Raw genomic sequence first — 20,516 nt, forward strand, 5'->3', positions numbered from 1 at the left:
GCGGGCCGGGGGAATGGATAGCCCCTCGACGCGTCCAACAGGTGAGATCTTGGCGACTCGTTCATGACGCGCGCGGAGGGAAAAGGGGGTGGTATCCGGTCGGGACGGTCGAAACCGGCCCGACCGGATACCACCCCGTCAGCCGAGCTCGGCGGCGAGCCGGCGCACCTCACGGCCGAGCTGCGCCGCCGGATCCGGCGCGTCCGGGCCCGCCCACGGCAGCCAGGTCCGCGCCCGCAGGTAGCCGTCCACCGCGACCGGCAGCCGGTATCCGACGATCCGGTCCGCCACCGGGCCGGGGCCCGCGCCGCGCAACGCGGCCAGCAGGGCGTCGACCCCGGCGGAGGCGGGCAGCGGCACCGTGCCCAGGTAGTCGGCGAGCGCCTCCAGCTCCGGCCGGGGCACCACCGGCTCCGGCTCCGGCGCCCGCGGCGGGGAGACGGGCTCCGGTACCCGCGGCGGAGAGGCCGGCTCCGGCTCCGCCGCCTGCGGCGGGGAGGCGGGCTCCGGCGAGGGCTCCGGTGGGGACTCCGGAGCGGACGGCCGCACCGGCGCCGGGGTCAGCAGCGCGCCGACCCCGTACAACCCCGCCACCACCCCCGGCCACCACGCCCCGCCCAACCCCGCGAAGTGCAGGCCCAGACCGACCGCACCACCCGCACACCCGACCAGGTTCCGCGTCGACTCCAGGTACCGCAGGACCAGCCGGCCCACGCCCTCACTGGTAGCCACGGATCTCCTCGAACACCCCGTCCAGCGACCCCGAGCCGTCGAACAGCTTCCCGCCGCTCAGATCCGCCACCCCCTGCAACTGGCCCACCGCCGCCTCGCCGAACTTGATCGGGAACACCGGGATCGACTTCTCCGCCGCCGGCAGCGCGTCATGGAACCGCCTGAAGTCGGCGTCCGAGGCACCTTCGTTGCTCTCCCCGTCCGTCATCAGCACGATCGAGGTGAACCGGTCGTCGTTCGCCTCCCGCTGCTGCCGCTCGATCACCCGGTACGCCTCCTCCAACGAGTCGTACACCGCCGTACCGCCCGAAGCCGACAACGACTGCACGTCCCCGTTGATCGCCGCCAACTCCGCCTCCGGACCCGGCCGGCTGCCGGACGCCGGCACGGCGTGCGTCTTCGCCCACTTCACCTTCGAGGCGAAGGACAGCAGCGTCACCTCCTCGCGGTCCCGGAACCGCCGCACCCCCCGGGTGTCGTCCGTACCGGTCAGCCGGCTCAACGCCGCCTTCAACGCGTCCAGCCGCGAACCCTCCATCGACCCCGAGGTGTCCAGCACGTACACCGTCCGCGACGGACGCCGCAACTCGTTCTGGTACGACGCCAACAGCCCGTCCGCCACCGCCCGCGTCCCCGGGAACGGCAACTCACGCCGGCGGTCCGTCGGCAGCCCCGCCGCCGGCGAGACACCCGCCGCCACCGGACGGCGCAACGTCAACTCCGAGATCCGCTGCTGCACCTCCGGCCTCAGCAGGTACGACGTCAACCGCTGGAACGACTCCCGTTCGGTGGGCGCCGCCGACGACAGCAGCGACAGCGGATAGTCCGCCGACACCACCCCGTCCTGCGGGCGCACCACCGTCAGCTGCTGCCCGGGCGGCAACGTCCGGTTCAACGACAGCAGCACCGACTCGTAGTTCACCAGCGCCCCCACCTTCCCGGGCTCCGCCTTCGCGTACGCCTGCGCCAGCCACCCCGACGACCCCGACGTCAGCTTCTGACCGGCGAAGAACTGCTTCAACTGCGGCGTCGCCTTCTGCACGTCCGCGTCGGTCAACGCCGCACCCGCCCCCGAGAACGCCGCCGCCACCGCCGTCAGGGCGGAGAAGCCCGAGTTGGAACGCGACGGATCCGACATCCCGTACGACAGCCTCCCCGCCGCCGCGGCCTCGCCGATCTGCGCCCAGGTGACCTTCGAACCGTCCCCCCACCCCAGATCACCCAGCACCGAGGAACGCACCCCGACCGCCACCGGGGACACCATCACCGGAGTCTCCGACAACACCTTCGACCGCCCCACCGGATCCAACCGCAGGTACTGGTCGGACGGGAACCACACCGCGTCGTACCGGCCGTCCGCCCGGCCCGAGGACACCGCGTCCGCGCCGTCCAGCGTCCCCGTCCACGCGAACTGCACCGTCACCCCGGTCGCCTTCCGGGCCTCGTCCAGCACCGGCTGCAGATCCTGCAGCTCACTGCCCGCCAGGACGCGCAACACCCCCGCCCTCGCCGTCGGCCCCGGCGTCGGCCCCGGATCCGGACCCGAACCCGAACCCGAGGACGTGCACGCGGTGGCCGCCGCCAACACCGCCGCCACCACCGCCGCGCCCCAACCACGACGCCCCGAACGGATCTTCACTTCGCGCTCCCCTTCGCCGCCCTGGTCAGCTTGAGCAGGTTGTCCAACGACGGCACCGTCGCCTGCCGCACCTTCGCCGCGTTCAGGTCCTGCGCGAACACCGGCTGCCTGATGCCCCGCACCTGACCGGCGAAAGCCTCACCACCGGCCTGCGGACGGAAGCCGAACCTCACCTCCAGGCCCCGCAGCGCCACGTCGTTCTGCAGCACGTCCGCGAGCCTCCGCCCGTTCTCGGTGCGGGCGATGATCGTGTGGTCCGAGTACGCCGTCGTGTCCGGGTACATCACCACCATGTCCCCGGTCGGCTGCCCCTGCACCGCCATCGCGGCGACCTGCGACTCGTAGCCGAAGATCAGCGGATTGCCCACGCCCGCCAGGAAGTCCCGGAACGGCTCGTCACTGCTGCTCTTCTGGCCGCCCTGCAACGCCGTCGCCTGGTACAGCCACGGACGCGCGGCCTCCACCCCCGCGTCGTCCGACACCACCAGGTCGCCGTTCAGCACGTACGACAGCAACGCGACGTACAGCGCACCCGAGGAGGAACTCTCCGGATCCGTCGTCGTCACGAAGATCGGGCCCGACAGCTCGGCGTGCCCCTGCGCGTTCACCAGGTCCTGCCACTTGCGCTTCGCCTTCAGGGCGTTGACGTACTCGTCCATCCGGAACGTCCACACACCCGACGCGTCGTCCCGCGCGGCCAGCTTGTTGTCCCGGAGGATCTGCGCGACCGGCGCGTGCGCCACCACCACCAGCGGCGAGTAGAACGGCACCAGCGGAGAGTCCTGCTGCCCCCAGTTGCGCTGGATCTCCCGCGCCGGCGCCGTACTCGCCGGGAACGCGAAATCCAGCCCCGAACTGCTCTGCGCCTGCTCGCTCATCGTCCAGGAACCGGTCGAATCCGCCCGCACCTCCAGCCCCTGCTTCGCCAACTCGGCCTTCACCTCGGGACTTTCGAAGAACGCACGCTTCTCCGAACCGATCAGCCCGGTGACCGTGACCGCCTTGCCCGCAGCCGGCCCGTCATCCGGGATCAACGCGTACGTCACCCCGCCCAACAACACCAAGGCCGCGAGCACCCCCAGAGCGCGTCTCACGCCGAGCACCTCCCCCTCGTCCGCTCCGTCATCCGGGTGGTCACCCGGGGTGACGAGCGTCCCGCCGGGCGGGGAGCACCGACGGAAGGAACGGTGAACCAGGGGTGAACACCGCTTCACGGAATCGCAACGGCGGAGCAACCCCGACGAAGCGTCAGCACCGCCCCCGCGCAGCCGCCCCACCACCGTCGCACACCGGTCCGAGCAGCTGTCAGATTGTTCAACTCGCCTTACCACAAAGGTCATCCCGCAGCCCGGACCCACGTCGTGGTTACGCGCCGGTAATGCCTACCCTCAGCTGTATGCGCCGAGCAAAAATCGTCTGCACCCTCGGGCCCGCCACCGACTCGTACGACCGGATCAAGACCCTGGTCGACGCCGGAATGGACATCGCCCGGTTCAACCTCAGCCACGGCACCCACGCCGAACACGAAGAACGCTACCGCCGCGTCCGCAAGGCCGCCGACGAAACCGGCCGCAGCGTCGGCATCCTCGTCGACCTCCAGGGCCCCAAGATCCGCCTCGACACCTTCGCCCACGGACCCGTACTCCTCGAACGCGGCGACGAGTTCACCATCTCCACCGACAACGGCGTCGTGGGGGACAAGGACATCTGCGGCACCACCTACCCCGGCCTCGCCGCCGACGTCACCCGCGGCGAACGCATCCTCGTCGACGACGGACGCGTCACCCTCGAAGTCCTCGCCGTCGACGGACCCCACGTCCGCTGCCTCGTCATCGAAGGCGGCCTCGTCTCCGACCACAAAGGCCTCAACCTTCCCGGCGTCGCCGTCTCCGTCCCCGCACTCAGCGACAAGGACGTCGCCGACCTGCGATGGGCGCTGCGCACCGGCGCCGACCTGATCGCACTCTCCTTCGTCCGCAGCGGCCGCGACATCGAGGACGTCCACCGGGTGATGGCCGAGGAAGGGCGGCACGTCCCCGTCATCGCCAAGATCGAGAAGCCGCAGGCCGTCGACAACCTCGACTCCATCGTCGACGCCTTCGACGGCATCATGGTCGCCCGCGGGGACCTGGGCGTGGAGATGCCCCTCGAACAGGTCCCGCTCGTCCAGAAGCGCGCCATCACGCTGGCCCGGCGCAACGCCAAGCCGGTCATCGTCGCCACCCAGATGCTCGACTCGATGATCAACGCCTCCCGGCCGACCCGCGCCGAGGCCTCCGACGTCGCCAACGCCGTCCTGGACGGCACCGACGCGGTGATGCTCTCCGGGGAGACCTCCGTCGGCAAGTACCCCGTCGAGACGGTCAAGACCATGAGCCGGATCATCGAGGCCGCGGAGAACGACATCCTCGCCGCCGGCCTGCCCCCGCTCACCACCGGCAACAAGCCCCGGACCCAGGGCGGAGCCGTCGCCCGCGCGGCCGCCGAGATCGGCGACTTCCTGCACGCCAAGTACCTCATCGCCTTCACCCAGTCCGGCGACACCGCCCGCCGACTCACCCGCTACCGCTCGCCGATCCCGGTGCTCGCCTTCACCTACGAACCGGCCGTCCGCAGCCAACTCGCCCTCACCTGGGGCGTCGAGACCTTCCTGGGCCCCTTCGCCCCCACCACCGACCAGATGGTCGAACAGGTCGACGCGGCCCTGCTCTCCCTCGGCCGCTGCCAGAAGGGCGACATCGTCATCATCACCGCCGGCTCACCCCCTGGCCTCGCCGGCTCCACCAACCTCGTCCGCGTCCACCACGTGGGCACCCTGGACGACTGACACCCCTCACCACGGCGCGGCCCCACCGGGGCCGCGCCGCCGTCAGTCCTTGGGGCCGATGTGGGCGTCCATGAGGGCCACGGAGTCCTTCCGGGCGATGGAGATGTTGAAGCCGCCGTTGGACCGGGATCCGTGCTTCCACTGGACGCCGACGGCATCGAGCGTGGTGGTGAAGAGACGGATGATGTCGGCCGACGTGTTGGTGAAGAAGTACCGCGGGTACTCGTAGCGCTTCGGGACCCCGCCCACCGTACGGGTCGTCCAGTTGGTGATGCGGCAGCCGTCGGAGTGGATCAGGCCGCGCAGGAACTCCCAGGGTTGGGCGTCGACGATCTCCTGTTGCCAGGGGGCGAGGGAGATCGTTCGCAGATGCTTCGGCCCAGGCGCGTGCTGCGGGAAGAGGCAGGGCCAGTGCTTGCTGGTGCTGACGACGCTGGTGCAGCCCGGCGCACGGACCCTCAGGACCCTGTTGCGAGGCATGACGGTGGAGACGGCTTGCTCGCACTCGTCGATCAGGCCGGGCCAGCTGTCGCAGCACGCGATCCGGAGGGCGTGGACCTTGCGGCGGCCTTCGCCGATGCAGCCGTCTCCGAGGTAGAGGCCGAGGAGATAGGCGTAGTCGGCGCGCGGGCACGAGGGGGCGAGCTGTCCGTTGCGGATCGGGCACTCGGCCGTCATGCGCGGACTTGGGACGGCTCCGGACGCCCACTCGCGGATTGCGAACCGAGATGTCCCGGTCGCGCGACTGACCTGGCTGAATGACAGGCCCGCTGCGTGAAGGTCCAATGCGCGTCGGCGTGTAGCCATGCCGTACATGTGAGCGAGATTGCATCGCGCGGTTCCCGTGCGCATGCAAACGAGAGGATCCCCACTCGATCGAGTGGGGATCCTCTGACTCCGAGACCGCTTGGACCGGATATCGGTCCCTTCGATTCGAAGGAAAAGTGCCCCGAGTGGGATTCGAACCCACACTGTATGGTGTTTGAGACCATTGCCTCATGCCAGTTGGGCTATCGGGGCCTACGATTTGAAGGCTACTGCCTTCGCGTCGTGTCTCAAACATACCGTGTCTAGGTACCCTCGTGCATGCAGTACCCCGCCGGAACGAGGAGCGCAGTGAGCACCGCCGACGAGCAGGCACAGCCGCTTGAGACCGATACGCCCCAGATCACCCGGATCGTGATCGCCGAGGACGAGGCGTTGATCCGCCTCGACCTCAAGGAGATGCTCGAGGAGGAGGGGTACACCGTCGTCGGCGAAGCGGGGGACGGGGAGACGGCGGTGAAGCTCGTGGAGGAGCTGAAGCCGGATCTGGCGATCTTCGACGTGAAGATGCCCGTCCTGGACGGGCTCTCGGCGGCTGAGCAGATCCACGAGCGGCACCTGGCTCCGGTGCTCATGCTGACGGCGTTCTCGCAGCGGGAGCTGGTGGACCGGGCGCGGGACGCCGGGGCGATGGCGTACATCGTGAAGCCGTTCTCCAAGTCGGACCTGGTCCCGGCGATCGAGATGGCGGTGTCGCGGTACACCGAGATGCGGGCGCTGGAGAAGGAGATCGGGGACCTCACCCAGCGCCTGGAGACCCGGAAGCTGGTGGACCGGGCGAAGGGCGTGCTGCAGACGAAGTTCGGGCTGACCGAGCCGGCCGCCTTCCGGTGGATCCAGAAGACCTCGATGGACCGGCGGATGACGATGGCCGCGGTGGCCGAGGCCGTCATCGAGGAGGGCGAGGCCCAGGACCGCAAGAAGGCGGACGAGGGCACGTCCGAGTAGCGCAGGACGGGACGGACAGGAGAGGGGCCCGGTGGACGGTACGTCCGCCGGGCCCCTCTCCGTGTGTGCCGGGCTCAGTCCTCGCCGAGGTACGCCTTGCGGACGGACTCGTCGTGCAGGAGGTCGGTGCCGGTGCCGGAGAGGACGATGCGGCCGGTCTCCATGACGTAGCCGCGGTCGGACAGCGACAGTGCCGCCTGGGCGTTCTGCTCGACCAGCAGGATGGTCGTCCCGCCGGCCTTGAGCTCGAGGATGGTCGCCATGATCTTCTGCATCATCAGCGGCGAGAGCCCCATCGAGGGCTCGTCCAGCATGAGCAGCTTGGGCTGGGACATCAGTGCCCGCCCCATGGCGAGCATCTGCTGCTCGCCGCCGGACAGGGTGCCCGCGGCCTGCTTGCGGCGTTCGCCGAGGATGGGGAAGAGGGTGTAGGCGCGTTCGACGTCGGCGGCGATGCCGGGGGTGTCGGAGCGGAGGAAGGCGCCGAGGAGGAGGTTCTCCTCGATGGTCATGCGGGGGAAGATGTGCCGGCCTTCGGGGGAGTGGGCGAGGCCGAGGGCGACGATCTTGTGGGCGGGGACGGTGGTGAGGTCCTGGCCGTCGAAGGTGATCCGGCCGGCGGTGGGCTTGAGCAGGCCGGAGAGGGTGCGCAGGGTGGTGGTCTTGCCGGCGCCGTTGGTGCCGATGAGGGTGGTGACCTCGCCCTGGTTGACGGTGAAGCTGATGCCCTTGACGGCTTCGATCTTGCCGTAGGCGACGCGGAGGTCCTCGACCTCGAGGAGTGCGGTCACTGGTCGTTCTCCGTAACGGTCTCCGGCGCGGCGGGGGCGGCGGGGGCGGCGCCTTCGAGGGGGGCGCCGAGGTAGGCGGTGATGACGCGTTCGTCGTTCTGGACGGTTTCGCGGTCGCCCTCGACGATCTTCTGGCCCTGGACGAGGACGGCGGTCCGGTCGCAGAGGTTGAAGATGAAGCGCATGTCGTGCTCGATGACGAGGACGGAGACGCCCTTGTCGCGGATGGCGAAGACGAGTTCCTCGGCGGCCCGGGTCTCCTGGGGGTTCATGCCGGCGGTGGGTTCGTCGAGCAGGAGGAGGCCGGGGTCGGAGGCGAGGGCGCGGGCGATCTCCAGCTTGCGCTGTTCGCCGTAGGGCAGGTTGCGGGAGAGGTGGTCGGCCTTGTCGGCGAGGCCGGTGAAGGCGAGCAGTTCCATGGCCTTGGCGCGGCTCTCGGCTTCGGCGCGCCGGTATCCGGGGCCGCGGAGGATGGCGGAGAGGACGCCTTCCTTGGTGCGGGTGTGGCGGCCGACGAGGACGTTCTCCAGGACGGTCATGTTGGCGAAGAGCCGGATGTTCTGGAAGGTGCGGGCGATGCCGGCCTGGGTGACGAGGTGGGGTTTGGGCGGCAGTTGGGTGTCGCGGTAGCGGACGGTGCCTTCGGTGGGGACGTACAGGCCGGTGAGGCAGTTGAAGAAGGTGGTCTTGCCGGCGCCGTTGGGGCCGATCAGGCCGATGATCTCGCCTTCGCCGACGGTGAGGGAGACGTCGTTGACGGCGGTGAGGCCGCCGAAGCGCATGGTGACGCCGGTGACTTCGAGCAGGGGAGCAGCGGTGGTGGTCATCGTGCGGGTCACGCCCCTGCCTTGGTGAGTGCGGTGGCGTCGTCGCCGGTGGTCTGGGCGGGGATGGCGGCTTCGTGGAATTCGAGTTGCCGGCGGCGGTTGGGGATGAGGCCTTCGGGGCGGACGCGCATGAGGACGATGAGGGCGGCGCCGAAGGCGAGGAGTTGGTAGTCGGAGAGGAATTCGAGCTTCTTGGGGATGAGGAAGAGGAGGGTGGCGCCGGCGAGGGGTCCGCTGATGGTGCCCATGCCGCCGAGGATGACGGCGGCGAGGAGGAAGGCGGAGTTGGGCGGGAGGGCTTCGGCGAAGGTGTACTGGTCAGGGGTGACGGTGTAGCTGACGTGGGCTTGGACGGTGCCGGCGAGGCCGGCGAGGCAGGCGCCCATGGCGAAGGCGAGGAGCTTGAGGCGGAAGCCGTTGATGCCCATGGCCTCGGCGGCGGTTTCGTCCTCGCGGATGGCGACCCAGGCGCGGCCGATGCGGGAGTTGCCGACGCGGGCGAAGACGAGGACGACGAGCGCGGTGACGAGCAGCATCAGCAGGTAGTAGTTGGAGAACCGGCCGAGTTCGATGCCGGCGATGCTGTGGGTCTTGCCGAGGTCGAAGCCGAGGATCTGCAGGTCGGGGATGCGGGGGATGCCGTTGGAGCCGTTGGTGATCTTGGGGCCGGTGGTGCCGTTGAGGTTGAGCATGGTGATGCGGAAGATCTCGCCGAAGCCGAGGGTGACGATGGCGAGGTAGTCGCCGCGCAGCCGCAGCGTGGGGGCGCCGATGAGGACGCCGAAGACCATGGAGACGACGGCTCCGGTGAGCATCGCGGCCCAGAAGGGGAACTGGACGTGGATGGGGGAGGCGGGGGAGCCGGAGACGAGGGCTGCGGCGTAGGCGCCGACGCCGAGGAAGGCGACGTAGCCGAGGTCGAGGAGGCCGGCGAGGCCGACGACGATGTTGAGGCCGAGGGCGACGGTGGCGAAGATCAGGATGTTGGTGGCGACGGAGGTGTACTGGTCGCTGCTCTGGGTGAAGGGGAAGCTGGCGGCGGCGGCGAAGGCGGCGCCGGTGGTGACGGGGCGGTGCTTGACGGTGAGGGCGCGCAGTCGGGCGAGCAGGCCGGATCCGGCGAGGGCGGCGACGGTGAAGGCGGTGAGGAGGAGGTACCCGGTGAAGAGTTCGCCGTACTCGGTGTCGATGCCGAAGGTGATCGCGTAGAGGCCGAGTCCGAAGGCCACGACGATGAGCAGCACCTCGACCCAGGAGGGCAGTTCGCGGGGTGCGGCGAGCGGGCGTTCGACCTTGCCGAGGCGCAGCGCGCTGTTGGCGAGGTGGCCGAGTTGGAGGAGCAGGACGGCGCCGGTGGCGATGGCGAGGCCGCCGGCGAGGGCGGTCATGACGGGGGCGACGGGCTGGTCGTCGGGGATGGCGTGGGCGGCGAACCAGCCGATGGGGGCGGCGGGGACGAGCAGGAAGAGCCGCTTGTCGAGGATCCGCAGGGGGACGTGGGTGCGGCGGTCGAGGGGGAGGCCGAGGGCGCCGAGGACGGTGAGGAGGCCGCCGGCGGCGAGGACCCAGCCGCCGGGTTCGAGGTTGGCGAGGCCGCCGAGCTCGACGGAGACGGCGGCGACGGAGTAGCCGGCGACGGCGAGGGCGCCGGTGGCGGCGTGGAGGACGGCGTTGTTGCTGCGGGTGGGTGCGGCCCAGCGCAGGCCGGGGACGCCTCGGGCGGCGAGGAGGAGGACGAGGGTGAGGACGCCGGCGGTGAGGGCGAGCCACTGGAGGCCGGCGGGGGAGCCGTAGTAGGTGAGGTCGCCGGGGAAGTCGCTGGTCCAGGTCCAGGACATGGCGGCGGAGGCGGCGACGGCGAGGGCGCCGAGGCCGGTGAGGGCGGTGGCGGCGGGGGCCGGCAGGGGGATGACCGGGGTGGTCTCGGTGGTGGTGGTCATGGTGGTCACGCCCTGTCCGCGACGCGCTCGCCGAGCAGGCCTTGGGGCCGGATGAGGAGCACGAGGATGAGGAGTACGAAGGCCCAGACGTCCTTCCAGGCGCCGCCTCCGAAGAGGTGCATGCCGGGCAGGTGCTGGATGTAGCCGGTGGCGAGGGCTTCGGCGAGGCCGAGGGCGATGCCGCCGAGCATGGCGCCGTAGATGTTGCCGATGCCGCCGAGGACGGCGGCGGTGAAGGCCTTGAGGCCGAGGATGAAGCCCATGCGGAAGTCGACCTGGCCGCTGCGCAGTCCGTAGGCGACGGCGGCGACGGCGGCGAAGGCGGCGCCGATGGCGAAGGCGAGGACGATGATGCGGTCGGTGTCGATGCCCATGAGTTTGGCGGTGTCGGGGTCCTGGCTGGTGGCCTGCATGGCGCGGCCGGAGCGGGTGCGGGTGACGAACCAGCCGAGGGCGAGCATGCACAGGGGGGCGGCGATGATGAGGAAGATGTCGCTGCGCTGGATGGTGACGGATCCGAGGCTGAAGGGGTCGCCGGGGATCTTGGGGAAGACGCGGGCCTTCTTGGCGTCGGGGTAGAAGGAGAAGACGAGTTGCTGGAGGAAGATGGAGAGCCCGATGGCGGTGATGAGGGGGGCGAGCCGGGGGGCGTTGCGCAGCGGCCGGTAGGCGAAGCGTTCGGCGGCGACGGCGGTGAGGGTGGAGACCAGGATGCCGGCGATCAGCATGAGTGGTAGGGCCAGCCAGAGGGTGGTGCCGCCGGGGAGGGCGAGGTAGGCGGTCAGGGCGCCGAAGCCGCCGACCATGACGATCTCGCCGTGGGCGAAGTTGATGAGCTGGACGATGCCGTAGACCATCGTGTAGCCGATCGCGACGAGTCCGTAGAGGGCGCCGAGGATCAGGCCGTTGGCCAGCTGCTGCGGTAGGTCGTGCACCGCTGGGCCTCCGTTGTGCGTTCGGGGTGTCCGCGTGGGTGGTGGATGTGGGGGCGGGGGGGGGGGGGGGGGGGGGGGCCCCCCCCCCCGGGGGGGGGGGGGGGGGGGGGGGGGGGGGGGGGGGGGGGGGGGGGGGGGGGGGGGGGGGGGGGGGCCGGGGGGGGGGGGGGGCGGCGGGGCCCCCCCCCCCGCGCTGGTGGTGGTGCGGTCCGTCGGGCCCCGGCCGGTGGGTCAGCGGGCGGTCCGGTCGTGGGTCCGGTCGGTGATCCGGTCGTCGGTCCGGCCGTGGGCCCGGTCGGTGATCCGGTCGTGGGGCCGGCCGGTCACGTCGGCCGTGGGTCGGCCGGTGGGGCCGGCCGTCGGATCAGCCGTTGAAGGTGCCGGACTTCTCGACGGCCCACTTGCCGTCCTTGACCGTGTAGACGGTGAGCTGCTTGTTGGTGGTGTCGCCGAACTCGTCGAAGGAGACCTTGCCGGTGACGCCGTCGAAGGAGACCTTCTGGACGGCGTCGCGGACGGCGGTGCGGGCGTCGGCGCCGGTGGGGAGCTTGCCCTTGTCCTTCACGACGTTCTTGACGGCCTCGATGATGGCCCAGGCGCTGTCGTAGGAGTAGCCGCCGTAGGTCTCGTAGGCGTCCTTGTAGCCGGCGGCCTTGTAGTCGGCGATGTACTTCTTGGCGGTGTCGAGGGACTCGACGGGCAGGCCGACGGCGGTGGCGAAGTCGCCCTGGCTCTTGGGGTTGAGCTTGATGAAGTCGCCGCTCTGGATGCCGTCGCCGCCCATCAGGGGGATGTTGACGCCGGCTTCCTTGAGCTGGAGGGAGAGGGGGCCGGCGGCGGGGTACTCGCCGCCGTAGTAGACGGCGTCGGCGCCGGAGCTCTTGACCTTGGTGACGATGGCGGCGAAGTCGCGGTCGTCGGGGTTGACGTGCTCCTCGCCGGCGAGGGTGCCGCCGAGCTTGGTGAACTCGCCCTTGAAGGTGGCGGCGAGGCCGGCGCCGTAGGTCTTCTGGTCGTCGATGAGGAAGACCTTGGTCTTCTTGGCGTCGTTGTAGAGGAACTGGGCGGCGAAGGGGCCCTGGACGGCGTCGGTGGTGGCGGTGCGGAAGTAGGACTTGAAGGGCCGCTTCTTCTCGCCGCTGGCCCACTTCTCGCCCTGGCTGAGGGCGACGCCGGTGTTGGCGGGGGAGATCTCGACGAGGTTCTTGTCGTCGAAGATCTGCTGCATGGACTGGGCCACGCTGGAGTTGAGGGGGCCGACGACGCCGAGCACCTTGTCGTCGGCGACGAGCTGGGTGGCGTTCTGCTGGCCGGGGGCGGGCTTGGCGGTGTCGTCGAGGGCCTTGATCTCGAACTTGACGCCGGGGACCTCGTTGGTTTCGTTGGCCTTCTTGACGGCGAGGTCGACGGAGTTGCGGATGCCGAGGCCGAGGGCGGAGAGGTCGCCGGTGAGCGGGGCGTCGACGCCGATGACGACGGTGGTGGCGCTGTTGTCCTTGCCGCCGGCGTTGTCGCCGGACTTGGAGCCACGGGAGCCGCAGGCGCTGAGGCTGAGGGCGCCGATCACGGCAATGCTCACGACAATTGCTGAACGGTGACGCACGAGGGTCCCCTTCGGGTCAGGAGGCGCCCGCGCCTGGGTGGCGGGGGCCGGGGTGCGCGGAGGGCCTGGCCCATTCCGGATGGCGCGGTGACTGGCCGTGACTCTAGGCGTGGTGGGGGCGACTCGGGCAGTGCTGTGGGCAGGCTGTGATTCTCTTGTTATGAGCACACGGAGCATTTGTCTCAGCATGTGGCCGTTCCGGCTCGACCGATCCCGGCCCCCCAGGCGTTTACTTGCTGGTAGGGCCATGTAAGGGCCAGAAATGCGGGTTGCAGCTGGCATCACCGGTAATCGGACGCGACCGTCCGATGTGCTGCTTTCGGCCGTACGCGTCCGGATTGCGGACAGGGGGGGGTGCGGTGGAGGTCCCCCGGGGTGCCTGGGGGCCTCAGGGCCGTCGTGCGCTCGGAAGTCCTACCTGTTACGCACCGTTACAAGTCCGGGCACGGACGACCTCCGCCCGGACATGCCGCCGCCCCCTTGTCCAGACCCAACGCCTGCCCAGTGGGGCGGAAGGTCAAACAAGGGGGCGGAAAAGGGATTTGAGTCGGTCGGCCCGCAACTGTTGGTGACCGTACCGATTTTGGCGTACCGGTATTACAAGTCCCGCAGCATGCAGGTGAGTCGGCAGCTGGTGACCCGCTTGCCGGTGTCGTCGGTGATCGCGATCTCGTACGTGGCGGCGGTGCGGCCCTTGAACACCGCCGTCGCCACCCCGGTGACCAGCCCGGAGGTCGCCGAGCGGTGGTGGGTCGCGTTGAGGTCCACGCCCACCGCGTACCGGCCGGGGCCCGCGTGCAGCATCGCGCCGATCGACCCCAGGGTCTCGGCGAGCGCCGCCGAGGCGCCGCCGTGCAGCAGCCCGTACGGCTGCTGGTTGCCCTCCACCGGCATGGTGCCGACCACGCGGTCCCCGGAGGCCTCCACGATCCGGAGGCCGAGCTTCTCGCCGAGGTGGCCGCCGGAGAACGTCTCCGGGCTCACCCCGAGCTTGGCGAAGTGGTCCAGCACGTCCTGCGGGACCTTCAGGACGGGGGCGGTGCCGGGGGCCGCGTCGGTCATGGGGAACTCCTGCCGCTCAAAGGATCACGTCGTCGTGCTGCCTGTGATGGTACGACCGCACTACCGGCCGGTAGAGCCGCGCGCCTGCCTCCGGCTCGGCTGCGGCCGTGCCCCTTTTGTCGGTGCCGGGCCATAGGATCGGTGGCCTGTAGTGGAATCGGCAGGAACGGACGTTGACGTGGCTACGCAGAGTACGGACAAGGGCGCGGCGAGTGGCGGCGGGGCCGGCCCGCGACCCCGGCTGATGCTGCTCGACGGGCACTCGATGGCCTACCGGGCCTTCTACGCCCTGCCCGTGGAGAACTTCAACACCTCCACCGGCCAGCCCACCAACGCGATCTACGGCTTCGCCTCGATGCTCGCCAACACCGTCCGGGACGAGGCGCCCACCCACCTCGCCGTCGCCTTCGACCTCTCCCGGCAGACCTTCCGCTCCGCCGAGTTCCCCGACTACAAGGCCAACCGGGCCAAGACCCCGGACGAGTTCCGCAGCCAGGTCGGCCTGATCGGCGAACTCCTCGACGCCATGAACATCCCCCGGCTGACCGTCGAGGGCTTCGAGGCCGACGACATCATCGCCACCCTGGCCACCGCCGCCGAGGCGGCCGGCTACGACGTCGACATCGTCACCGGCGACCGCGACTCCCTCCAGCTGGTCACCGACCACGTCACCGTGCTCTACCCCACCAAGGGCGTCTCCGAGCTCACCCGCTTTACACCGGAGAAGGTCACCGAGAAGTACGGCGTCACCCCGCGGCAGTACCCCGACCTCGCCGCCCTGCGCGGCGACCCGTCCGACAACCTGCCCGGCATCCCCGGCGTCGGCGAGAAGACCGCCGCCAAGTGGGTCAACCAGTTCGGCTCCTTCGACGAACTCGTCGCCCGCGCCGACGAGGTGAAGGGCAAGATCGGCGAGAAGCTGCGCGACAACCTCGACTCCGTCAAGCGCAACCGGGTGCTCACCGAGCTGGTCCGCGACGTCGAACTCCCGCTCGGCGTCGCCGACCTCGGCCGCCGGCCGTTCGACAAGGCCGCCGTCGGCACCCTGATGGAGTCGCTGGAGTTCCGCAACGCCAACTTCCGCGACCGCGTCTTCGGCATCGACCCGGCCGCCGGCGAGGAGGAGGCCGTCGAACTCGCCCCCGGCGTCGACGTCGACGGCGAACTGCTCACCGACCCGGGCACCCTCGCCGCCTGGCTGCGCGAGCACGCCTCCGACGGCAAGACCACCGTCGCCCTGGCCGCCGTCTACCAGTGGGCGCTCGGCACCGGCGAGGTCACCGAAGTCGCCCTCGCCGCGGGGGAGACGGCCGCCTGGTTCGACCCGGCCCTGCTCGCCGAGGAGGACGAGCGGGCCTTCGCCGCCTGGCTCGCCGACCCGGCCGCCCCCAAGGCGCTGCACATCGCCAAGCAGGTCATGCGCGCCTTCGCCGAGCGCGGCTGGACCATCGAGGGCGTCGCCGCCGACACCGCCCTCGCCGCCTACCTGGAGAAGCCCGGCCGCCGCACCTTCACCCTGGAGGTGCTCGCCGAGGAGTACCTGGCCCGCTCGCTCACCCCGGCCCCCGCCGCCGAGAGCGGCCAACTCGCCTTCGACGCCCCGGAGGAGGACCCGGCCGCGCACGCCCAGGCGCTGATGCTCCAGGCCCGCGCCGTGCTCGACCTCGCCGCGCTCTTCGACACCCGCCTCGGCGAGGTCGGCGCCGCCGGGCTGATGCACGACATGGAACTGCCCATCGCCGCCCTGCTCGCCCGCATGGAGCGCTACGGCATCGCCGCCGACCGCGAGTGGCTCACCCGCCTGGAGGCGCAGTTCGCCGCCGAGATCCAGCGCTGCGTCGAGGAGGCCCACGCCGCCGCCGGGCACGAGTTCAACCTCGGCTCGCCCAAGCAGCTCCAGGAGATCCTCTTCGGCGAACTCGCCCTCCCGAAGACCAAGAAGATCAAGACCGGCTACACCACCGACGCCGACGCGCTCACCTGGCTCGCCACCCAGACCGACAACGAACTGCCGGTCATCCTGCTGCGCCACCGCGACCAGGCCAAGCTGCGCACCACCGTCGAGGGCCTGCTCAAGACCGTCTCGCCCAAGGGCCGGATCCACACCACCTTCAACCAGATGGTCGCCGCCACCGGCCGGCTCTCCTCGCAGGACCCGAACCTCCAGAACATCCCCGTCCGCACCGAGGAGGGCCGGGCGATCCGCCGCGCCTTCGTCGTCGGCGAGGGCTACGAGTCGCTGCTCACCGCCGACTACTCGCAGATCGAGCTGCGGATCATGGCGCACCTGTCGGAGGACGAGGCGCTGATCGAGGCCTTCGCCACCGGCGAGGACCTCCACACCACCGTCGCCTCCCAGGTCTTCGAGGTCCCCGGCGCCGCCGTCGACGCCGAGATGCGGCGCAAGATCAAGGCGATGTCCTACGGCCTGGCCTACGGCCTGTCCGCGTACGGGCTCTCCCAGCAGCTCGGCATCAAGCCGGCCGAGGCGCAGGGCCTGATGGACACCTACTTCGAGCGCTTCGGCGGCGTGCGCGACTACCTGCGCCGCGTCGTCGACGAGGCCCGGGCGACGGGCTACACCGAGACACTCCTCGGCCGCCGCCGCTACCTGCCGGACCTCAACAGCGACAACCGCCAGCGCCGCGAGATGGCCGAGCGGATGGCCCTCAACGCCCCCATCCAGGGCTCGGCCGCCGACATCGTCAAGATCGCCATGCTCCGGGTGGACGAAGCCCTGCGCACTGCCGGCCTCACCAGCCGGATGCTGCTCCAGGTCCACGACGAAATCGTCCTGGAGCTGGCCCCGGGCGAGCGCGAGCAGGTCGAGGCGATCGTCCGCGAGCAGATGGCCGGTGCCTACCCGCTGCGCGCCCCCCTGGACGTCTCCGTCGGCGTCGGCCCCAACTGGGAGGCCGCCGCGCACTGACGCGGTGGTCTTCGGCCGGGGTCGCCGTCGTCCCGAGCGGCGGCCCCGGCGGTATGTGCTGCGTAGGAAGTCGGCCGGGCCGACTTCCTGCGCGGGCGGGGCGTCGTGGGGCGTCATGGGGCGGCGCGGGACGGGTCGACGGGGGCGCGGCCGCCGGCGAAGTGTCGGCCGGCGGCGGCCGGCCGCCGGCTGTGGGCGCGCGGGCTCAGGTGAGGGCGGCGGCCAGCAGGGCGAAGGCCGCGATGATGACGGCGACGCGGGCGTAGTGGTAGCGGTCCCAGCGGTTCGCCTGCTGCTTCCAGTCGGCGGGCCGGTTCTCCGGGGTCCACGTCTTGCCCCGGTTGTTGATCGGGACGAGCAGCAGGACCGACATGATCACGCTGACGATCAGCAGCCCGGCGGCGGTGAGGACGAGGCCGGTGCCGGGGTCGTGCCATCCGGTGACCGCCCAGATCCCGGCGAGGGCGAGCGAGCCGATGTACCAGAACGGCATCACGGCGCCGAGCATCCGCCCTCCGTGGGCGCGGCCGAGCTGGTCGCTGTCCTCCGGCAGTGCGTTCAAGATCCGGTTGATGACGAAGGCGACGGAGAACTCCACCCCCACCATCACCCCGACGACCACGATGGTGACGACCTTGAGTGCGTCGAGCATGATGACCCCTCCTGCGATCTAGCGCTGCTAGGTGATGAGGCAACGCTAGACCTGCTGCCGCTCCCTTGTCTAGCGGTGCTAGGATCCAGTCATGTCGGTACAGGAACGCAAGCAGCGCGAACGGGCGAACCGCGAACGCCTCATCGTGGCGACGGCCCGCGAACTCGCCGAGCAGCAGGGGTGGGACGCGGTCACCACCCGCCGGCTCGCCGAGCGCATCGAGTACAGCCAACCCGTCCTCTACAGCCACTTCCGCGGCAAGCGCGAGATCATCGGTGCCGTCGCCCTCGAAGGCGCCGCCGAGATGGCGGTGGCGCTGCGCGCTGCGACCGCGGCCGCGGACGGCCCGCGCGCCCGGGTCGCCGCCCTCGCCCGCGCCTACCTCGACTTCGCCGAGCGCAACCCGGCGGTCTACGACGCCATGTTCCAGCTCGACGGCGGTCTGGCCTTCGCCCGGGAGGACACCCCCGAGCCGCTGAAGGACGCCTTCGCCGCCCTGCTGGAGACCCTGGTCGAGGTCGCCGGGGACGGCGTCCACCCCGGGCTGTTCACCGAGACGTTCTGGGCGGCCCTGCACGGGCTGGCCACCCTCACCCGGGCGCGACGGCTCCCGCCCGAGCACACCGAGCGCCGGATCGAGCTGCTGGTGGACCGGCTCGCCGTGCTCTGAACCACCGCCCGGCGGACAGGCGGCGGGACGGCCGGTGACACCGCACGGGAAGTCGGCAGGCCCGACTTCCCGTGCTCATGGGTCGAGCAGGGGATCGAGCCGATGCGGACCGGGCCGATCGTCATCGCCGGGTCGAAGAACACAGGTCGAAGAACAAGGGCCTCCGGCCCTGCCTGATGACGGTGCCCGTGCGGTTGCGGGACGGGAGGGCGGTCATGCTGCCGTTGCCCGCCCGGCTGAGGGGTTGACGCGCTGCCCGGCTGTCGGGGGCCGGTCGGACGATCACCCGAAAGAGCCGGTGACGGCAGCGGGTTGAGGCCCCGCGCGGGAAGTCGGCGGGGTCGACTTCCGGTGTGCGGGGTCCGCCGCAGCAGCCGGCCCCTACCCGTTGGGGGCGCCCGCTGTGGCCGACCGTGGCGCGGGTGCCCTCGGCGCGTTCCTCAGGGCGTGGGTGCGGTGAGGTACCGCTGGATCGTGGGGCCGAGCCAGTCCACGATCTCCTCGCGGCTGAGCGCCACGCTCGCCGGGAACCGCAGCACGTAGCGCGTGAGCGCGAGCCCCAACACGGTCGATGCGCACAGGGCCGCCCGCGCCGGCGCCTGCTCCGGCTCGGGGCCCACCCGGCGGGCCAGCGGGATCAACTGGTCGCGCAGCACGCTCTGCGTGCGGTCGGCGGCGTTCGGATCGGTGGCGCCGACCCGCAACAGCGCGGTGAGCTCCTCGTTCTCCTCCCACAGGGTGAGGAACTGGCGCACCAGCGCACGGCCGACCTCCTCGCGCGGTTCGAGGGGCAGGCCGGGCAGCCCCGGGTCGACCGCGACGGCCGCCGCGAACAGGCCCGCCTTGTTGCCGTAGTAGCGCATCACCATCGACGGGTCGATCTTCGCGTCGCGGGCGATGGCCCGGATGGTCGCCTTCTCGTAGCCGTCCGCCGCGAACCGGTTGCGGGCCGCGGCGAGGATCGTGGCGCGAGTGGCGTCGGAACGCCGTGCGGTCTGCTGGTTGTCCGTGCTGCCGGTCATGCCAACAAATGTAGGCCAACACGTGTTGACAGTCCAGTGCCGCAGCTCTACGTTTGCCAACAAGTGTTGACCAACAAGCGTTGGCAAGGTTGTCGCCGCAGGGATGCCCGCCCGTGGTGCCGCGGGACGACCGACAGTCGGAAGGAAGCACCGAACATGGCCGCACTGCAGAGCCTGGACCCGAACACACCGCTGTTCGCGCAGTTCCAGGAGAGGACCGGGCCCGTCGTCCTGGCCAACACCTTCGTGGTGCCGAAGGAGCGGGCCGAAGCGTTCCTGGCCCTCTTCCGCCGGCAGGCGGAGTTCATGAAGGCTCAGCCGGGATTCGTCTCCCTGCGGATGCACAAGGGGACGGCAGGCAGCCGGCTCCTGATGAACGTCGCCGTCTGGGAGTCGACCGAGGCGCTCGCCACGGCTGTCGGCAACCCGGAGTTCCAGCGCATGGCGGCCGAGTTCCCCGACGACATCGTGTCGTACCCGCATGTCTTCGAGCGGATCGACGCATGAGGCGGCAGCCGCGGCCGGGTGGGGACGGCCGGAGGAGCAGGTCCGAACGTCGAAGGAGAAGTGCCGTGTCGCTGAAGAACGCCACCACCGTGCTGGCCACCGCCTGCGCCCTGTTCGCTCTCTACCTCGGGCTGTCCTTCGTCCTGGCCCCGGAGGCGTCGACCCGAGGCGTCGGGCTGCCGGCCTGGCCCGCCGGCAACGGCGACGGCTACCTCGTCATGAAGGGCACCCGGGAGCTCGCGATGGGCCTGGCCACCGGCGTCCTGCTGGTGACCGGCCACCGCCGAGCCCTGGGCTGGGTCCTGCTGGCCGAGGCCGTCGCCCCGTTCGGCGACATGGTCAACGTCCTGGCCCACCACGGCTCCGGCGCCGCCGCGTTCGGAATCCACGGCCTGACCGCGGCGCTGATCGCGATCACCGGCCTGCTGATCCTCCGCGAGACCGGCAAGGCGGACCCGGGCCACCCTGGCCACCCGGGCCACACCGCCCACACGTGCCACGAGGCCGCTGTCCCGGCGCCCGGCGCGCAGCCCGCCTGACACCTCCGTGCCCCGAACGCGTGCCCCGAACGCGTGGCCCGGCCGCCCGGCCGGGCCACGCCCATGCC

Annotated in this window: 18 protein-coding genes and 1 tRNA gene; 6 read left to right on the forward strand and 13 right to left on the reverse strand. The window is 70.9% G+C overall.

Annotated features, from left to right (window positions below; genetic code table 11):
• Nucleotides 1–138 precede the first annotated feature (138 nt).
• The 3 genes from ACGF07_RS09630 to ACGF07_RS09640 form a co-directional block, all read right to left on the reverse strand.
• Complete coding sequence (locus ACGF07_RS09630; protein ID WP_392896937.1) at nt 139–732, reverse strand: hypothetical protein; 594 nt, start codon at nt 730–732, stop codon at nt 139–141.
• Complete coding sequence (locus ACGF07_RS09635) at nt 719–2,230, reverse strand: extracellular solute-binding protein (RefSeq protein WP_392896939.1); 1,512 nt, start codon at nt 2,228–2,230, stop codon at nt 719–721. Before ACGF07_RS09635 ends, ACGF07_RS09630 begins: the two co-directional genes overlap by 14 nt.
• Nucleotides 2,231–2,367: 137 nt before the next feature.
• Nucleotides 2,368–3,465 (reverse strand): hypothetical protein, encoded by a 1,098-nt coding sequence (locus ACGF07_RS09640; protein ID WP_392896941.1) that lies wholly within the window; start codon nt 3,463–3,465, stop codon nt 2,368–2,370.
• A gap of 302 nt (nt 3,466–3,767) precedes the next feature.
• Here ACGF07_RS09640 and pyk point away from each other — a divergent pair, with 302 nt between their 5' ends.
• A complete protein-coding gene (gene pyk / locus ACGF07_RS09645) occupies nt 3,768–5,198 on the forward strand; it encodes a pyruvate kinase (RefSeq protein ID WP_392896943.1) in 1,431 nt (476 codons plus the stop codon).
• A 42-nt stretch (nt 5,199–5,240) separates the two neighbouring features.
• Here the strand turns inward: pyk and ACGF07_RS09650 are convergent, their stop codons facing one another.
• Nucleotides 5,241–6,014, reverse strand: a complete 774-nt coding sequence (locus ACGF07_RS09650; protein ID WP_392896945.1) for a transcriptional regulator — start codon at nt 6,012–6,014, stop codon at nt 5,241–5,243.
• Nucleotides 6,015–6,143: 129 nt separating this feature from the next.
• Nucleotides 6,144–6,218, reverse strand: a tRNA-Leu gene (locus tag ACGF07_RS09655).
• 66 nt (nt 6,219–6,284) lie between these two features.
• Here ACGF07_RS09655 and ACGF07_RS09660 point away from each other — a divergent pair.
• The gene (locus tag ACGF07_RS09660) at nt 6,285–6,971 is read left to right on the forward strand and encodes an ANTAR domain-containing response regulator (protein WP_392896947.1); all 687 of its coding nucleotides are present in this window, start codon (nt 6,285–6,287) and stop codon (nt 6,969–6,971) included.
• 74 nt (nt 6,972–7,045) lie between these two features.
• Here the strand turns inward: ACGF07_RS09660 and ACGF07_RS09665 are convergent, their stop codons facing one another.
• The 6 genes from ACGF07_RS09665 to ACGF07_RS09690 form a co-directional block, all read right to left on the reverse strand.
• Nucleotides 7,046–7,762 carry an ABC transporter ATP-binding protein gene (locus tag ACGF07_RS09665; RefSeq protein WP_350749127.1) on the reverse strand — a complete coding sequence of 239 codons (717 nt, stop codon included), beginning with the start codon at nt 7,760–7,762 and terminating at the stop codon, nt 7,046–7,048.
• Nucleotides 7,759–8,589 (reverse strand): ABC transporter ATP-binding protein, encoded by an 831-nt coding sequence (locus tag ACGF07_RS09670; protein WP_350749141.1) that lies wholly within the window; start codon nt 8,587–8,589, stop codon nt 7,759–7,761. Before ACGF07_RS09670 ends, ACGF07_RS09665 begins: the two co-directional genes overlap by 4 nt.
• A gap of 8 nt (nt 8,590–8,597) precedes the next feature.
• The gene (locus ACGF07_RS09675) at nt 8,598–10,529 is read right to left on the reverse strand and encodes a branched-chain amino acid ABC transporter permease (RefSeq protein WP_392897064.1); all 1,932 of its coding nucleotides are present in this window, start codon (nt 10,527–10,529) and stop codon (nt 8,598–8,600) included.
• Nucleotides 10,530–10,534: 5 nt separating this feature from the next.
• Entirely contained in the window at nt 10,535–11,464 is a 930-nt protein-coding gene (locus ACGF07_RS09680) for a branched-chain amino acid ABC transporter permease (protein WP_350749135.1), read from the reverse strand.
• 364 nt (nt 11,465–11,828) lie between these two features.
• Nucleotides 11,829–13,067, reverse strand: a complete 1,239-nt coding sequence (locus tag ACGF07_RS09685) for a branched-chain amino acid ABC transporter substrate-binding protein (RefSeq protein ID WP_350749475.1) — start codon at nt 13,065–13,067, stop codon at nt 11,829–11,831.
• Nucleotides 13,068–13,664: 597 nt separating this feature from the next.
• Nucleotides 13,665–14,129: a PaaI family thioesterase gene (locus ACGF07_RS09690; RefSeq protein ID WP_392896949.1), complete on the reverse strand. Its 465-nt coding sequence runs from the start codon at nt 14,127–14,129 to the stop codon at nt 13,665–13,667.
• A 244-nt stretch (nt 14,130–14,373) separates the two neighbouring features.
• Here ACGF07_RS09690 and polA point away from each other — a divergent pair, with 244 nt between their 5' ends.
• Nucleotides 14,374–17,058: a DNA polymerase I gene (gene polA / locus ACGF07_RS09695; RefSeq protein WP_350749478.1), complete on the forward strand. Its 2,685-nt coding sequence runs from the start codon at nt 14,374–14,376 to the stop codon at nt 17,056–17,058.
• A gap of 205 nt (nt 17,059–17,263) precedes the next feature.
• Here the strand turns inward: polA and ACGF07_RS09700 are convergent, their stop codons facing one another.
• On the reverse strand, nt 17,264–17,710 hold the full coding sequence (locus ACGF07_RS09700; RefSeq protein ID WP_350748083.1) for a DUF1772 domain-containing protein: 447 nt from the start codon (nt 17,708–17,710) through the stop codon (nt 17,264–17,266).
• A 91-nt stretch (nt 17,711–17,801) separates the two neighbouring features.
• Here ACGF07_RS09700 and ACGF07_RS09705 point away from each other — a divergent pair, with 91 nt between their 5' ends.
• Nucleotides 17,802–18,380, forward strand: coding sequence for a TetR/AcrR family transcriptional regulator (locus tag ACGF07_RS09705; RefSeq protein WP_392896951.1), 579 nt, complete (start codon nt 17,802–17,804; stop codon nt 18,378–18,380).
• Between the two features lie 440 nt (nt 18,381–18,820).
• On the opposite strand, the gene ACGF07_RS09710 is transcribed toward ACGF07_RS09705, so the two are convergent.
• Nucleotides 18,821–19,402 carry a TetR family transcriptional regulator gene (locus ACGF07_RS09710; RefSeq protein WP_392896953.1) on the reverse strand — a complete coding sequence of 194 codons (582 nt, stop codon included), beginning with the start codon at nt 19,400–19,402 and terminating at the stop codon, nt 18,821–18,823.
• A gap of 156 nt (nt 19,403–19,558) precedes the next feature.
• Here ACGF07_RS09710 and ACGF07_RS09715 point away from each other — a divergent pair, with 156 nt between their 5' ends.
• Together ACGF07_RS09715 and ACGF07_RS09720 are read left to right on the forward strand one after the other, a co-directional pair.
• Entirely contained in the window at nt 19,559–19,909 is a 351-nt protein-coding gene (locus tag ACGF07_RS09715; RefSeq protein ID WP_392896955.1) for an antibiotic biosynthesis monooxygenase family protein, read from the forward strand.
• A gap of 65 nt (nt 19,910–19,974) precedes the next feature.
• Nucleotides 19,975–20,448: a DUF4267 domain-containing protein gene (locus tag ACGF07_RS09720; protein ID WP_392896957.1), complete on the forward strand. Its 474-nt coding sequence runs from the start codon at nt 19,975–19,977 to the stop codon at nt 20,446–20,448.
• Nucleotides 20,449–20,516: the final 68 nt, after the last annotated feature.

The organism is Kitasatospora sp. NPDC048194 (assembly GCF_043202455.1).
GTDB lineage: Bacteria > Actinomycetota > Actinomycetes > Streptomycetales > Streptomycetaceae > Kitasatospora.